We start from the raw sequence: 14,961 nt of genomic DNA, 5'->3' as shown, positions 1-14,961 counted from the left end.
GTGCTGGAGGTTCCGTGGACCTGTCCCTGTCGACCCGTACAGTCGGCGATCGCACGGTCGTCGAGGTTGGCGGCGAGATCGATGTGTACACCGCCCCGAAGCTGCGTGAGCAGTTGGTCGAGCTGGTCAACGACGGCAACTACCACCTCGTCGTCGACATGGAGGGCGTTGACTTCCTCGACTCGACCGGTCTGGGCGTGCTGGTGGGCGGTCTGAAGCGCGTGCGTGCCCACGAGGGCTCGCTGCGCCTGGTGTGCAACCAGGAGCGCATTCTGAAGATCTTCCGCATCACCGGCCTGACCAAGGTCTTCCCGATCCACACCTCGGTGGACGACGCGGTCAACTCGACCGACTGACGCGGCCGGGCCGGCCTGCGTGCCGGCCCGCCCGTTCCCTGCGTCCGGCGGCGCCGGGGCCCGTGTGGCCCCGGGCCGGCCCGGCGCTCCAGGGCCGGTGCAGACCGGCCCGAGGGGCCGCATGCCCGGCCCCGGTCGGACACCCCGAGGGGGATTGAAGATGGCAACCGTCGAACTTCGATTCAGTGCGCTTCCCGAGCACGTGCGTACGGCCCGGCTGGTCGCCGCGGCGGTCGCGAGACGGGCCGGGGTCGACGAGTCGGTGCTCGACGAGGTGCGGCTCGCCGTCGGTGAGGCGTGCTCCCGTGCCGTCGGCCTGCACCAGCGCGGTGGCATCGCCGGCACGGTCCGGGTCGCGCTCACGGATCAGGAGAAGCGTTTCCTCATCGAGGTCGAGGACGAGGCGGGCCCCGCCACGGTCCCGGCCGCGGGTGCGGCCGAAGGTGCCGACCCGGAGGAGGACACCCTGGGTCTTGCGGTCATCACCGGCCTGGTCGAGGACCTGGAGGTCGCCAACGGGACCGACGGCGGCGTGATCCGGATGAGCTGGCCGGTCTCGGTCGGCGCCGTGGCGGTCTGACCCGCCCTCCGGTTCGCGTGATCCGCTTCCCGGGCGCGCATTGACAAACTGTTGAGCATGGCGGTTCCCTGCTCTCGGCACGACCGGGCCCGATCGGTGATCGGGCCTGTCGTATGAAGAGGGAACCCATGCGGATACGCATTCTGTGGCCGGCCGGGCAGGTGACCGCCACGCTGACGGCGACGCCCACGACCGAGGCGCTCTTGGCCGTGCTGCCGATCAGCTCGTCGGCGAACACCTGGGGCGAGGAGGTCTACTTCGACACCCCCGTCAGCGTGCCGAGGGAGCACGACGCCCGGCAGGTCGTCGAGCCCGGAACGGTGGCGTTCTGGACGGACGGCGACAGCCTGGCGCTCCCGTACGGACCGACGCCGATCTCGCGGGACGGCGAGTGCCGGCTGGCCAGTGCGTGCAACGTCCTCGGGGAGCTGGACGGGGACGCCCAGGTCCTGCGCACCGTCCGGCCGGGCGATCCGATCCGGGTCGAGCAGGCCGGGCCCGGCCCTGGCCCGGCCCCGGCCCCGGCCCCTGCCCTGGCCCGGCCCTGAGCCGGGCCCGGCCGGCGCCCCGGCCATGACGCCCCGGCCGGGGCAGGGGCGGCCGAATGCGGGCCGAGAGTGGCCGAGCGCTGGCCGGGGCGGTCCCAGGGCGGGAACCGGGGGTGGGGCGGCGGCCGTGTAGGTTCGCAGTTCGACGACCGAAGACGAACGCGACCGAAAGGCTTCCCCCGGTGAACAAGCGACTGCTGGCCGTACCCGCGCTCGGCGCGCTGCTGGCGTTCGGCGCCGTCGGCTGCGGCGACGACAACAGCAAGCAGCTGGAGTCCTGGGCGACCAGCGTCTGCGGCGCGGCCAAGGACCCGATCGCCCAGGCGCAGACCGCGCTCGCGGACTCCGGGCAGGTCAAGACCGGGGAGGCCCCGGCCGACCTGCAGAAGCGCCTCTCCGCGGACATCGGCCGGCTGGCCAAGACCAACCAGGACATCGCCGCCGCCATCGACTCCGCCGGGGCTCCCAAGGTGGACGACGGCGCGACCCTGCAGAAGGACACCGTCGCCGAGCTCACCAAGGCGGCGGACGGCTATCTGGACGTACAGAAGAAGCTGGACGCGCTGCCCAACACGGACCAGGCGAAGTTCGCGGACGGGCTGCGCAGCGTCGCCGACCAGGTGCAGAAGCTGGCCACGCTCTCCACCGAGGCGCAGGCCAAGCTGCAGCGCGGCGACCTCGGCGCCGCGATGGCCAAGCAGGAGGGCTGCAAGCCGGGCGCGGCCGCCGCGGCCCCGACCGGCGGTCCGACCGGTGGAGCCGGCGGCACTCCGGCGGCCGGCGCGAGCGGCACCCCGGCGGCCGGCGCGACGCCCGGGGCCACCGCCCCCGCGACGGACGGCGCGAGCCCCGCCGCCAGCCCGACCGCGAGCCAGGCCGCCCCGTCCACCCCCGCCCCCTCGGCGAGCTGACGGACCCCGCGCACCACCCCGCACCCCGCACGCCCCCTCCGCTCCGGCCGAGGGGGCGAGCCGGTGCAAAGGGGCGCGGCGAAGGGACCGGGACGACGGCTCTCGCGGGCGGGCGCGGCCTGCCGCGCGGGGGACAATGGCGGGGTGATCAGTAGCCCCGTTCTCGACCCGACCCGCCTCGCCAAGCTGCGCGAGGCGCTGCTCGCCGCCTCCTTCACCGCCGACGGCTGCCTCGACCTGCTCGGGCCCACCGGGTACGCGGCGCTGGCCCGCAGCGAGGCGGTGCCGGCACTGCGCTCGACCCGCGGCGGCAGCCCGCTGGAGACGCTGGTGCGGCTGTTCCTGCTGCAGCAGCCCGTGCCGTACAAGGCGGCGGCCGCCGCGTTGCCGGTCGAGGACTGCCTGGCCGATGGCTGGCTGCGCCCGGACGGCGACGCGGTGCGCGCCACCGTGGACGTCCGCCCCTACGCGAACGAGGTGGCCGGGCTGCCGAGTTCGGACGCCTGGGTGGTCTCGGACCTGGGCTGCGCGGTCGGCGGCGCGGGCGGCATCGGCTCCGGCGAGACCGCGCACGGCGTGGCCCGCAAGGACCTGGTGCTCGGGGTGGGCGGCGCGTCCACCACGCTGGCCAACATCACCGTGCGCCGACCGGTCCGGGCGGCGCTGGACCTCGGTTCGGGCTCCGGTGTGCAGGCGCTGCACGCCGCCCGGCACGCCCAGCGGGTCACCGCGACCGACCTCAACCCGCGCGCGCTGCGGTTCACCGAGCTGACCCTGGCGCTCTCCGGGTTCGCGAACACCGACACCGCCGCCGGCAGCCTCTTCGAGCCGGTCGGCGAGCGGAAGTTCGACCTGATCGTCTCCAACCCGCCGTTCGTGATCTCGCCCGCCGGCCGGTTCACCTACCGCGACGGCGGGATGGCGGGCGACGACCTCTGCCGCAGCCTGGTCCGCTCCGCCGCCGCCCACCTGGAGCCCGGCGGTTACTGCCAGTTGCTCGCCAACTGGCAGCACGTCAAGGGCGAGGACTGGCACGAGCGGCTGGCCGGCTGGGTGGCCGGCACCGGCCTGGACGCCTGGATCGTCCAGCGGGAGGTCCAGGACGTCGCGCAGTACGCCGAGCTGTGGCTGCGCGACGGCGGTGACCACCGCGGTCCCGGCGGCGACTACCAGGCCCGGTACGGCGAGTGGCTGGACGCGTTCGAGGCGGGCCGGGTCGAGGGCATCGGGTTCGGCTGGATCACGCTGCGGGCGAGCGGCGCCGAGCGGCCGACCGTCCGGGTGGAGGAGTGGCCGCACCCGGTCGAGCAGCCGCTCGGCCCGCACATCGAGGAGTGGTTCGACCGGCAGGACTTCCTGCGCACCCACGACGACGCGGGGTTGCTCGCGGCCCGGTACGTGCTCGCCGACGAGGTCGTCCAGGAGCAGGTCGGCGCGCCCGGGGCGGAGGACCCGGAGCACGTGATCCTGCGGCACAACCGCGGCATGCGCCGGGCCACCAAGGTGGACACGGTGGGTGCCGGGTTCGCCGGGGTCTGCGACGGGACGCTGTCGGCGGGCGAGATCGTGGACGCCATCGCCCAGCTGCTCGGCGAGGACCGGGTGGTGCTGCGGGATCGGGTGCCGGAGTCGCTGCGGCTGCTCACCGAGCAGGGGTTCATCCGGCCGGCGGGCTGAGCCGTCCGGGTGGCCCGGGCCCGGGCCCCGGCCTCGTTCACCGACCGGCCCCGGCCCCGGCCCCGTCCGCCAGCCGGCCGCGGCCCAGGCCCCGAATCCGCCAGGGCGGGCCGGCTGTCGAGGCTGCCCGGCTGTCGAGGCTGCCCGGAGGCGCCCGGTTCACCTTGCCGTAGTCCCTGGTTCGCCCGGCGGCCGTCGGACGGCCGCCCCCAGTTGGCCCCCGGCTGTGAGGCTCTGTCCACAGGCTGTGGACAGAGCTGGGGGCGAGGGGTGGAGACGACGACGGCCGTGGTGGGTGGCGCGGTGCTCGCACTGTTCGGCGGCGCGCTGCTGCTCTGGTGCGCTGCCGAAGTGCGCCTGCGCCGTGGGGTGCGCCGCAGGGGTACGGCGGCGGTGGCCACCGTCGTCGCCGACACCGAGGCGCACGGCGCGCTGGACAGCGCACCGCTGCTCACCTTCTCCGCCCCCGCCGCGATCGGGGGTCCCGGTGGGGCCCGCCGGGCCGAGGTGGTGCTCGCCCGTCCGCGCGGTCACACCCCGTTGCGCCGTCCGCCCCGCTTCGCGCCCGGCACGTCCGTCCGTATCTCCTACGACCCGCGGCGGCCCAGCCGGGTGGTGCTGGCGGCGACCGAGACCGGCCGGGCCGTGCTGACGGACCTCCTGTGGACGGCGCTGGGTGCAGGCTGCCTGGCGGCGGGGGCCGCCCTGCTCGTGGCCGTCGCCACCACTCGCTGAGCCCCACCCCACGTAGCCACCCGCTGAGCCCACCACCCGCTGAGCCCCCGCCGACCGCCCGCCGAACCGGGCCGCCGCCCACGGGGTCAGGCCGTCCGCCGGGCAGGCCACTACCGGCCGGGGCCGCCATCGGCCGGGCCGGCACGGACGGCGCGGCCCGCCCCCGACCGAGCTCGTCCGGCTCGTCCCAACCGGCTGTCCCGAACCGGCCGCCGTGTCCGGAAAACGTCCCCGGACGAAGCGCCCGAATCGTTCGCGGCACCCCTTACCACCAGCACCGCCGCCCGACGCCGATTTTCCGTTGACAGATTTTGAAATCCGTCATTCCATCCATCGGAACCCGCCGAAGCCCCCCTCCACGGGGCGCGATCCTCCATCATCGGGTTACCGTTCGAGTGGCGTCGGTCGGCCTTGCCGGTGAAAAAGCAGGATCCGTCCGTTTGACAAGGGTGGCCGGGGTACGGTCACACTCCGCTGGTGGGGTCGTCGTACAGCGGCAGCCCCGGGACGGTGGAGGGGTCGGGCGGAGCGCAGCCCGTGCTGCCAGTGCCGACCAGCTCACATAACGACCGGGAGAGAAGAGCGAAGGTGTCCCCGAGCAGCGAGACCGCGCACGGACAGCGACTCGTCATTGTCGAGTCGCCGGCCAAGGCGAAGACGATCAAGGGCTACCTTGGCCCCGGCTACATCGTCGAGGCGAGCGTCGGGCACATCCGCGACCTGCCCAGCACGGCGGCCGAGGTCCCGGACAAGTACACCGGCGAGGTGCGCCGCCTCGGGGTGGACGTCGACCACGACTTCGCCCCCATCTACGTGGTCAACGCGGACAAGAAGTCCCAGGTCAGCAAGTTGAAGTCGCTGCTCGCGGAGTCCGACGAGCTCTTCCTCGCCACCGATGAGGACCGCGAGGGCGAGGCCATCGCGTGGCACCTCCAGCAGGTCCTGAAGCCCAAGGTGCCGGTGCACCGGATGGTGTTCCACGAGATCACCAAGACGGCGATCCAGGAGGCCGTGGCCAACCCGCGCGAGCTGAACCAGCGCCTGGTCGACGCCCAGGAGACCCGCCGCATCCTCGACCGCCTGTACGGCTTCGAGGTCTCGCCCGTGCTGTGGAAGAAGGTCATGCCGAAGCTGTCGGCGGGCCGCGTGCAGTCCGTCGCGACCCGGCTGGTGGTCGAGCGCGAGCGCGAGCGGATGGCCTTCCGCACCGCCTCCTACTGGGACCTCGTCAGCACCTTCGGCACCGGCCGCACCCCGGCCGACGCCGCCAACCCGGAGACCTTCGGCGCGCGGCTCTCCGCCGTCGACGGCAAGCGGATCGCCAGCGGCCGCGACTTCGGCCCGGACGGGCGGCTCAAGGCCGGCAGCACCAACACCCTGCACCTGGACGAGCAGGCCGCCCGCGCGCTGGCCGCCGCCCTGGAGCAGACCGCGTTCAGCGTCCGCAGCGTCGAGTCCAAGCCCTACCGCCGTTCGCCGTACGCGCCGTTCCGCACCACCACGCTCCAGCAGGAGGCCAGCCGCAAGCTGGGCTTCGGCGCCAAGCGGACCATGCAGGTGGCCCAGAAGCTGTACGAGAACGGCTTCATCACCTATATGCGCACCGACTCGACGACGCTCTCGGACACCGCGATCGCGGCCGCCCGGGCGCAGGTCACCCAGCTCTACGGAGCCGACTACCTGCCGGCCGCGCCGCGCACGTACGCCAGCAAGGTGAAGAACGCCCAGGAGGCGCACGAGGCCGTCCGCCCGTCCGGCGACCGCTTCCGCACCCCGGCCGAGACCGGCCTGAGCGGTGACGACTTCCGGCTGTACGAGCTGATCTGGATGCGCACCGTCGCCTCCCAGATGAAGGACGCGGTCGGCCAGTCGGTGACCGTCAAGGTCGGCGGCCGCGCCGCGGACGGCCGGGACGCCGAGTTCTCCGCCTCCGGCAAGATCATCACCTTCCACGGCTTCCTCAAGGCCTACGTCGAGGGCGCCGACGACCCGAACGCCGAGCTGGACGACCGCGAGCGCCGCCTGCCGCAGGTCTCCGAGGGCGACCCGCTGGCCGCCGAGCAGCTCACCCCCGAGGGCCACGCCACCAAGCCGCCGGCCCGCTACACCGAGGCCTCGCTGGTCAAGGAGCTGGAGGACCGCGAGATCGGCCGCCCCTCCACCTACGCCTCGATCATCGACACCATCATCGGCCGCCGCTACGTCTTCAAGAAGGGGACGGCGCTGGTGCCGTCGTTCCTCTCCTTCGCCGTCGTCAACCTGCTGGAGAAGCACTTCGGCCGACTGGTCGACTACGACTTCACCGCCAGGATGGAGGACGACCTCGACCGCATCGCGGCCGGCGAGGCGCAGTCCGTGCCGTGGCTGAAGCGCTTCTACTTCGGCGAGGGCGAGGGCCACGCGACCGGCGGCGCCGCCGAGGCCGGCAACGGCGACGGCGACCACCTGGGCGGCCTGAAGGAGCTGGTCACCGACCTCGGTGCGATCGACGCCCGGGAGATCAGCTCGTTCCGGGTCAGCGACGACATCACCCTGCGGGTCGGCCGCTACGGCCCCTACGTCGAGCGCGCCGCCGCCGTCGAGGGCGAGCCCGGCCAGCGCGCCGACATCCCGGACGACCTGCCGCCGGACGAGCTGACCGTCCAGCTGGCCGAGGAGCTGCTGGCCAAGCCCAGCGGTGACTTCGAGCTCGGCCCGGACCCGGTCAGCGGCAACCTGCTGGTCGCCAAGGACGGCCGGTACGGCCCGTACGTCACCGAGATCCTGCCCGAGGGCACGCCGAAGACCGGCAAGAACGCCGTCAAGCCGCGCACCGCGTCGCTGCTGAAGACGATGTCGCTGGACACCGTCACGCTCGAGGACGCGCTGAAGCTGCTGTCGCTGCCGCGCGTGGTCGGGGTCGACCCGGAGGGCGTGGAGATCACCGCGCAGAACGGCCGGTACGGCCCGTACCTCAAGCGGGGCACCGACTCGCGCTCGCTCACCAGCGAGGAGCAGATGTTCACGGTCACCCTGGAGGAGGCCCTGGCCATCTACGCCCAGCCGAAGCAGCGCGGCCGGGCCGCCGCCGCGCCGCCGCTGAAGGAGCTGGGCACCGACCCGGTCAGCGAGCGTCCCGTCGTGGTGAAGGACGGCCGCTTCGGTCCGTACGTCACCGACGGCGAGACCAACGCGACGCTGCGCAAGGACGACGACGTCGAGACCATCACGCCGGAGCGCGGCTACGAGCTGCTCGCCGAGAAGCGGGCGCGCGGGCCGGTGAAGAAGGCGGCGAAGAAGGCCCCGGCCAAGAAGGCCGCCGCGAAGAAGACGGCGACCAAGACGGCGGCGAAGAAGACCGCCACCGCCAAGACGGCCGCCAAGAAGACGACCACGGCCAAGTCCGCCACCGCCAAGAAGACGGCGGCGAAGAAGACGGCCGCGAGCAAGACCGCCACCACCGACGAGGGCTGACCCTCCGCCAGTGGCACCGGGCCCGCACCTCTCCTTCCGGGGTGCGGGCCCGCGGCTCCGGTCACGCGCCGCGGGCCCCGGCCGCGGCGCGGTGGCCGAGCTGTGCGCGGTGCGTCACAACCCTGCAATGACGGCCATCCGGAAGGCCGCTCCCCCCTTTTGCGGCAACCGCCGACCGCTACGCTGACCGTATGACGAGCGAGGAGCAGCCCACCCCCAGCACCGGCGAGGCCGCCAGAGCCGGCGCGCCCGACCTGCCCGAGGTCGCGCCCGCCGGAACCCCCGGCGAGCGGGCCCGCGCGCTGCTGCGGCTGCGCCCCTACCGCCGCCTCTGGACCACCCAGCTGATCGGCGGCACCGCCGACCGGCTCGCGCTGCTGGTGCTGCTCGCGCTCACCGTGATCGCCGCCGCGCTCGGCGGGCAGTTCGGCGACCTGCCGCGCAGCCTCGCCTTCGCGGTCTCCGCCGTCTTCGCCGCCCGGCTGGCCGCCACCGTGCTGGTCGGCGTCGCCCTGCTCGGCCCGGTGCACGGGCTGCTCAGCGGCAGCCTCGACCGCCGCTGGACGCTGTTCTCCGCCGACGTGCTGCGGGCCGTGCTGGTCGGCATCGCGCCGTGGTGGATCGTCTGGCTGGGCTCCGGCCCCCGGCCCTCCGGCGCCGCGACCTACCTGCTGCTCGGCACCGTCTTCGTGACCGGTGCCGCCGAGCGGGTCTGGGCGATCGCCAAGGCGGCCGCCGTCCCCGCCCTGCTGCCGTCGGCCAGGCTCTCCCCGCCCGTCGTCGGGCCGGAGGGGACCGGCGCCCCGCTCGCCGGGCGGCGGCCGTCCGCCGCCGACCTGGACACCGTCCGGACGCTCGACCGCCGCACCGGCTGGGCCACCGTGCCGCTCGCGGCCACCGCGCTGGTCGCGCTGACCCTGGTCAACAACGTCTTCGCGGCGCTCGGCTCGGACTGGCTGCGCGCCCACCAGACCACCTTCGCCGCGCTCGGCGCGGCCGCCCTGTTCGCGGTCTCCGCCGTCCGGGTCTACCTCCAGGAGCTGCCCGGCGGCCCGGTCCCGGTCGCCCCGCAGTCCCCGCTGCAGGGCCTGCGCGCCCCGACCGACGCGACGCCCGGCCCCGCGCTGGGCAAGGGCCGCACCGGCTCCGCCCCGTACTTCACCTTCTCGGTCGCCGCCGCCTACGCCTCGATGGCGGGCGTCGCCGCGCTGGCGCTGCTCACCGCCGTCGAACACCGGGCCGGGCCGATCGGCTACGGCCTGCTGGTGCTCGCCGCCGTCGGCACGCCCGCGCTCGGCGCCCGGCTCACCCGGGCCACCCTGCCCTCGCTCTCCCGCCGTCGGCTGCTCGCGCTCGCGCTGCTGGTCCAGGGCGTCGCGCTGATCCTGGCCGGCCTGGTGCTGGACTTCGTGCTGGTCCTGCTGCTGACCGTGCTGGCCGGCCTGGCCGCCGGGATCGTCGTCTCGACCGGGCGCACCCTGCTCGCCCAGGAGGTCGAGGAGGCCCGGCTGCCGAAGGTCACCGAGCACCTGTTCGCGGTGCTGCGGGCCGTGGTGGGCGCCGCGCTGGTCGTCGTGCCGCTGATCGCCGCCGGGTACGGCGTCGTGGAGTACGGCACGGTCGAGCCCGGCTCGTTCACCTTCATCCACGGCGGCGCGGCCCTCGCGGTCGCCACCGCCGGCCTGCTGACCCTGGCGCTCGCCGCCGTCGTGCTGCTCAAGACCGACGACCGGCGGGGCACCGCGCCGTTCGGCCGGGACCTGCTGGAGGCCCTGCGCGGCGAATCGGCGCTGCCGCCGCACCGGACCACCGGCACCGGGTTCTTCATCGCCCTGGAGGGCGGCGACGGCGCGGGCAAGTCGACCCAGGCCCAGGCCCTCGCCGAGTGGATCCGGGGCAAGGGCCACGAGGTGGTGCTCACCCGCGAGCCCGGCGGCAGCCCGGTCGGGCAGCGGCTGCGCGGCCTCGTCCTGGACGTCGCCAACACCGGCCTGTCCCACCGCGCCGAGGCGCTGATCTACGCGGCCGACCGCGCCGAGCACGTCGAGAACGTCATCCGGCCCGCGCTCGCCCGCGGCGCCGTGGTGATCACCGACCGGTACATGGACTCCTCGATCGCCTACCAGGGCGCCGGCCGCGACCTGGCCGCCACCGAGGTGGCCCGGATCTCGCGCTGGGCGATCGGCGGGCTGCTGCCCGACCTGACCGTCGTCCTGGACGTCGACCCGACCAAGGCCCGCGAGCGGTTCACCGAGGCGCTGGACCGGCTGGAGTCCGAGCCGACCGAGTTCCACCAGCGGGTCCGGGCCGGCTTCCTCGCGCTGGCGGCCGCCGACCCGGCGCGCTACCTGGTCGTCGACGGGAGCCAGCAGCCCGGCTTCGTCACCACCGCGATCCGCCACCGGCTCGACCGCGAGCTGCCGCTCTCCGAGCAGGAGAGGGCCGCCCTCGCCGAGCAGGAACGGCTGGCCCGGGAGGAGGCCGAGCGCCGCGCCGCCGAGGAGGCCCGGAAGAAGGCCGAGGCGGAGGCCGCCGAGCGCAAGCGGCAGGAGCTGCTTGAGCAGCTCCGGGCCGAGCAGGCGGAGAAGGAGCGGCTGGCCAAGGAGGAGGCCGAGCGCAAGGCCGCGGAGGCGGCGCGCAAGGCCGCCGAGGAGGCCCGGCGCAGGGCGGAGGAGGAAGCCCGCCGGCAGGCCGAGGAGGAGGCCAAACTGCGTGCCGCCGAGGAGGCCCGGCTGGCCGCCGAGGCCGCCGAGCGCAAGCGGATCGCCGACGAGGCGGCCGCGCAGGCGGAACTCCAGCGGCAGCGGGAGCTGGCGCGCGAGGAGCAGCGGCGGCGAGCCGAGGAGGCGCTGCAGCGGGCCGAGGAGGCCCGGCTGGCGCAGGCCGCGGCGCTCGCCGCGGCGGCTGCGGCGGCCGAGAGCGCCGCGGACCGGGCGGAGGGCGGCGCGGACCGGGCCGACGGTGCCGGTGGTGCCGAGGCCGCGGACCGTACGGGCCGTCCGGCTCCGGGCGATGCGGTGACCACCGAGCTGCGGATGGTGAAGGGGACCGACGAGGTCACCCAGGAGATCTCCGAGCGGGACCGTCGCGCCGCCGTCCGGGCGGCCGAGGCGGAGGCCGCGCAGGCGCCCGGCGAGGTCGACGCGACGACGAAGCTGCCGGTCGTGCCCGCCGCTCCGGCGGACGAGACCGCCGTCCTGCCCCGGGTGTCCTCGGCGGACGTTCGTCCGGCTCCGGCCGACCGGACCGAGGTGCTGCCGCGGATCGAGCCCGGCGGGGCGGCGGACCGGGTGCCGCCGGGCCTCCGGCGGGACGGGCAGGCCGGGCAGGCCGCTCCGGATGCTCCGGCCGGGCGTGGCGCGCAGGCGCAACCGGTCGACAGCACGCGGGAGCTCCCGGTGGTCGAGGAGCAGCCGTCCGCGGAGCCGCGTCCCCGGCCGTCCTGGGCCGAGGAGACCCCGATGGACGACCTGCCGAGCCTGACCGACACCCTGCTCGGCTCGCGTGACGAGTGGGCCCGCTGGGAGCAGGGCGGCCAGCCCCGGCCGGACGCGCAGGACCCGCGCCTCTCCTACGGCGACGACGCGGCCGGCCAGGCCGGCGCCCAGGGTGGCCACGGCGGCCAGGGCGGCCAGGGCGGCCAGGACGGACAGGGTGACCAGGGCGGCCAGGACGGCAAGGGCAAGGGCCGCCGTTGGGGGCGGCGCCGGGACTGACCCCGGACGGGTCGGTGGACGGTCCGGCGGACGGACATGACGGGCGGTGCGGCCGGGGCGGTGCTCCGGCGGCGCCGCCCGCCGTCGTACCGGGTCCTGCGGTACGCACCGCCCGCTGTCGTGGCGGGCACGTATCCTCGACCGCGGGGATCGGGAGACCGGGCCGGGCACGAGGCCCGGGGCGGTCCGGCCGGGCCCGAGGCAGTCCGTACCGAGCTTGGGAGCAGCAGTGGCCGTCTGGGACGACCTGGTGGGCCAGGAGCGGGTGGTCGAGCAGCTGACCGCCGCCGCCCGGGCGGCCGGGGCCACGGTCGCCGCCGGCCGCGGGGCCGCGCCGGAGCCGGGCGGCAACGCCTCGCTGATGACGCACGCCTGGCTGTTCACCGGCCCGCCCGGGGCCGGCCAGACCACCGCCGCGCGCGCCTTCGCCGCCGCCCTCCAGTGCACCAGCCCGGACCTCGCGCTCGGCGGCACGCCCGGCTGCGGGTTCTGCGACGGCTGCCACACCGTGCTGGCGGGCAGCCACGCGGACGTGAAGTACGTGCGCACCGACGGTCTGTCGATCGGTGTCGGCGACATGCGTGACCTGGTGCTGCGCGCGTCCAGCTATCCGACCGGCGGCCGCTGGTCGGTGATCCTGGTCGACGCCGCCCACCGGCTCACCGAGGCCGCCGCCAACGCCCTGCTCAAGGGGGTCGAGGAGCCCTCGCCGCGGACCGTCTGGCTGCTCTGCGCTCCCTCCGTCCAGGACGTGCTGCCGACCATCCGCTCGCGCTGCCGCCTGCTGGTGCTGCGTCAGCCCGCGGCCGACGCGGTCGCCGACATGCTGGTACGCCGTGACGGCGTCGACCCGGCGACGGCCCGGCTGGCCGCGCTCGCCGGGCAGGGGGACATCGAACGCTCCCGCCGGCTGGCCGTGGACGAGGAGGTCCGCACCCGTCGGGCCGAGGTGCTGCGGATCCCGCTGGAGGTCGCCGACATCGGCGGCTGCCTGGCCGCCGCCCAGCGCCTGGTCGACACCGCCAAGGCCGACGCCGAGGCGCTCGCCGAGACCCAGGACGCCAAGGAGACCGACGACCTCAAGGCCGCGTACGGCGCGGCCGAGGGCGGCAAGGCGCCGCGCGGCATGGCCGGGGCGGTCAAGGAACTGGAGAAGCGGCAGAAGAGCCGGGCCACCCGCACTCGCCGCGAGACGCTCGGCGTCGCCCTGCTCGACCTGCTGGGCTTCTACCGGGACGTGCTCGCGCTGCAGCTCGGCTCGTCGGGCGCGCTCGCCAACGAGGACCAGCGGCCGGCGCTGGACCGCGTCGCGCAGGCCGGCCCGCCCGAGGGCACGCTGCGGCGGATCGAGGCGGTGCTCGCCTGCCGGCAGGCGCTGGACCGCAACGTCGACCCGCTGCTCGCCGTCGAGGCGATGACGGTGGCGCTGCGCGCGGGCTGAGCGGGCAGGTGGCGCGGCGTACGGGCTGAGCCGCCCGGAGGCGCTGGGTGCGGGCTGAGCCGCCCGGAGGCGCTGGGTGCGGGCTGAGCCGCCCGGGTGTGCGGGGTGCCGCAACGCCCGGCGGCCGGTAGGGCTTCCCGCGCTAGCCGGATGTCCCACCTTCGAGTGAACGGGCCGTACGCGCCGGGCACACCCGCGTGTGACCGCCGGGTCGTCTTGCACGCTGGGGCCGACTGCGCCCCGACGCCGGGGCCGTCGCGTCCCCGTCCGGCACCGGCCCCACCGGTGGCCCGGCCCTCCTCCCGAGGCGGTGCGTCCCATGGTCCGTTCGCTCCTCGTCGTCCCCCTGCTGGCCGCCGCCGCGGGCGGGGTCTGGCTCGCGCGCGGCGCCCTGCTGCGCTGGCGCGACCTGCGGGCCGCCGCGACCTACGAGCTCACCGGCGACCAGCGGCCGATGCTGCTGCGCGCGGCCGGGGCGATGGTCTGCGGCGTCTGCGTCACGACGCTGACCCTGCTGACGGTGCTGGGGACGTTCGGCGGCCTGGGGACGTCGGGCCCGCGGTCCGGCTCCGCGGAGGTCACCACGGGCTCCGATGCGGGCACCGGTACCGGTACCGGCACCGATTCCGGCTCGGGCTCCGGCTCCGACTCGGACGCCGCGGCCGGCGGCACGCGGCAGGCGGCCCCGCTCCAGCTTCTCGGCCACGTGCTCGCGGAACCTCTTGGGCACCTCGGTCTTGCGGCCCTTGACGACGATGTCCACGCAGAACTCCGATCCCTCGTGCTGACGCCGATCCGGGTGCTACCGGATCGGGCTGAGACCCAGCTGGACCAGCCAATCCACTGCCGGCCCCCCGCCCCGCCGCGAACGGCGGAAACGACTGGCCCTCACCTCACTTCCTCCCCACCAGGGACGGTTGAAACCCCCCGGAGCCTCATCGAACACCTCACACGGGGTTTTCGCCTCCCCAAGCGGGAATACGGGTATGACCCGGTGCCGCGGGCTGGCAGTCAAGCTGTTGCACCCTGTCTACCCTCCTGCGAGTGAAACATGGGGAAATACCTGGACAACACCCCTCGTACGGCGGATTCTTTGCTCACTCTCCGTGCCGCCGCCGCCAGGAGCAGCCGTGCCGCCCACCTCCGCCCCCGCCCGCCCGCAGACCGCCCAAGGGCCGTTCGGCCACGCACTGGCGGGCCTGCTGGACGTGCTGCTGCCCGCCCGCTGCGCCGGCTGCGGCGCCGAGCGCGGCCAGCTCTGCCCGCTCTGCCGCACGGCCCTGCTCACCGCCCGGCCCGGGCCCACCGCGCTGCCCTGGGTGCACGCGGCCGCCCCGTACGCCGACCCGGTCCGCCAACTGCTGCTGGCCCACAAGGAGCGCGGCGCCCTGCGGCTGGCCGGCCCGCTCGGTGAAGCGCTCGCCCGGGCCGTGCGCTCCTCGCTCGGGCCGCGCGCCGGGCTGTCCCCCCTGCTGCTGGTCCCGATGCCCTCCGCCCGCTCCGCCGTCCGCGCCCGCGGTCACGACCCGACGCTCCGGCTGGCC

General features: G+C 75.3%; 9 protein-coding genes and 2 pseudogenes. 10 read left to right on the top strand and 1 reads right to left on the bottom strand.

Annotated features, from left to right (window positions below):
• Positions 1-14 precede the first annotated feature (14 nt).
• From bldG to ABZ885_RS09055, 9 genes are all read left to right on the top strand, one after another.
• Complete coding sequence (gene bldG, locus ABZ885_RS09095) at positions 15-356, top strand: anti-sigma factor antagonist BldG (protein WP_148644090.1); 342 nt, start codon at positions 15-17, stop codon at positions 354-356.
• 160 nt (positions 357-516) lie between these two features.
• Positions 517-936, top strand: a complete 420-nt coding sequence (locus tag ABZ885_RS09090; protein WP_360185312.1) for an ATP-binding protein — start codon at positions 517-519, stop codon at positions 934-936.
• A gap of 128 nt (positions 937-1,064) precedes the next feature.
• Complete coding sequence (locus ABZ885_RS09085; protein ID WP_360185310.1) at positions 1,065-1,484, top strand: cyclophilin-like fold protein; 420 nt, start codon at positions 1,065-1,067, stop codon at positions 1,482-1,484.
• A 182-nt stretch (positions 1,485-1,666) separates the two neighbouring features.
• On the top strand, positions 1,667-2,395 hold the full coding sequence (locus tag ABZ885_RS09080) for a small secreted protein (RefSeq protein ID WP_360185307.1): 729 nt from the start codon (positions 1,667-1,669) through the stop codon (positions 2,393-2,395).
• 144 nt (positions 2,396-2,539) lie between these two features.
• Positions 2,540-4,072, top strand: coding sequence for a methyltransferase (locus ABZ885_RS09075; protein WP_360185304.1), 1,533 nt, complete (start codon positions 2,540-2,542; stop codon positions 4,070-4,072).
• 270 nt (positions 4,073-4,342) lie between these two features.
• Positions 4,343-4,807, top strand: coding sequence for a DUF3592 domain-containing protein (locus tag ABZ885_RS09070; protein ID WP_360185301.1), 465 nt, complete (start codon positions 4,343-4,345; stop codon positions 4,805-4,807).
• Positions 4,808-5,395: 588 nt separating this feature from the next.
• Complete coding sequence (topA, locus tag ABZ885_RS09065; RefSeq protein WP_360185299.1) at positions 5,396-8,260, top strand: type I DNA topoisomerase; 2,865 nt, start codon at positions 5,396-5,398, stop codon at positions 8,258-8,260.
• Between the two features lie 191 nt (positions 8,261-8,451).
• On the top strand, positions 8,452-11,976 hold the full coding sequence (gene tmk / locus ABZ885_RS09060) for a dTMP kinase (RefSeq protein ID WP_360185296.1): 3,525 nt from the start codon (positions 8,452-8,454) through the stop codon (positions 11,974-11,976).
• Positions 11,977-12,205: 229 nt separating this feature from the next.
• The gene (locus ABZ885_RS09055; RefSeq protein ID WP_360185293.1) at positions 12,206-13,417 is read left to right on the top strand and encodes a DNA polymerase III subunit delta'; all 1,212 of its coding nucleotides are present in this window, start codon (positions 12,206-12,208) and stop codon (positions 13,415-13,417) included.
• Positions 13,418-14,108: 691 nt separating this feature from the next.
• On the opposite strand, the pseudogene ABZ885_RS09050 reads toward ABZ885_RS09055, so the two are convergent.
• Positions 14,109-14,180 (bottom strand): annotated as a pseudogene (locus ABZ885_RS09050) (ribosomal subunit interface protein); the annotation flags it as partial.
• A 427-nt stretch (positions 14,181-14,607) separates the two neighbouring features.
• Between ABZ885_RS09050 and ABZ885_RS09045 the strand changes: the two are divergent.
• Positions 14,608-14,961, top strand: a pseudogene (locus tag ABZ885_RS09045) (ComF family protein); the annotation flags it as partial.

It is taken from the genome of Kitasatospora sp. NPDC047058, assembly GCF_040643935.1.
In the GTDB taxonomy this organism is placed as follows: Bacteria; Actinomycetota; Actinomycetes; order Streptomycetales; family Streptomycetaceae; genus Kitasatospora.
The sequence above is the reverse complement of the archived record's forward strand: the minus strand, read 5'-3'. Positions and strand labels throughout refer to the sequence as shown.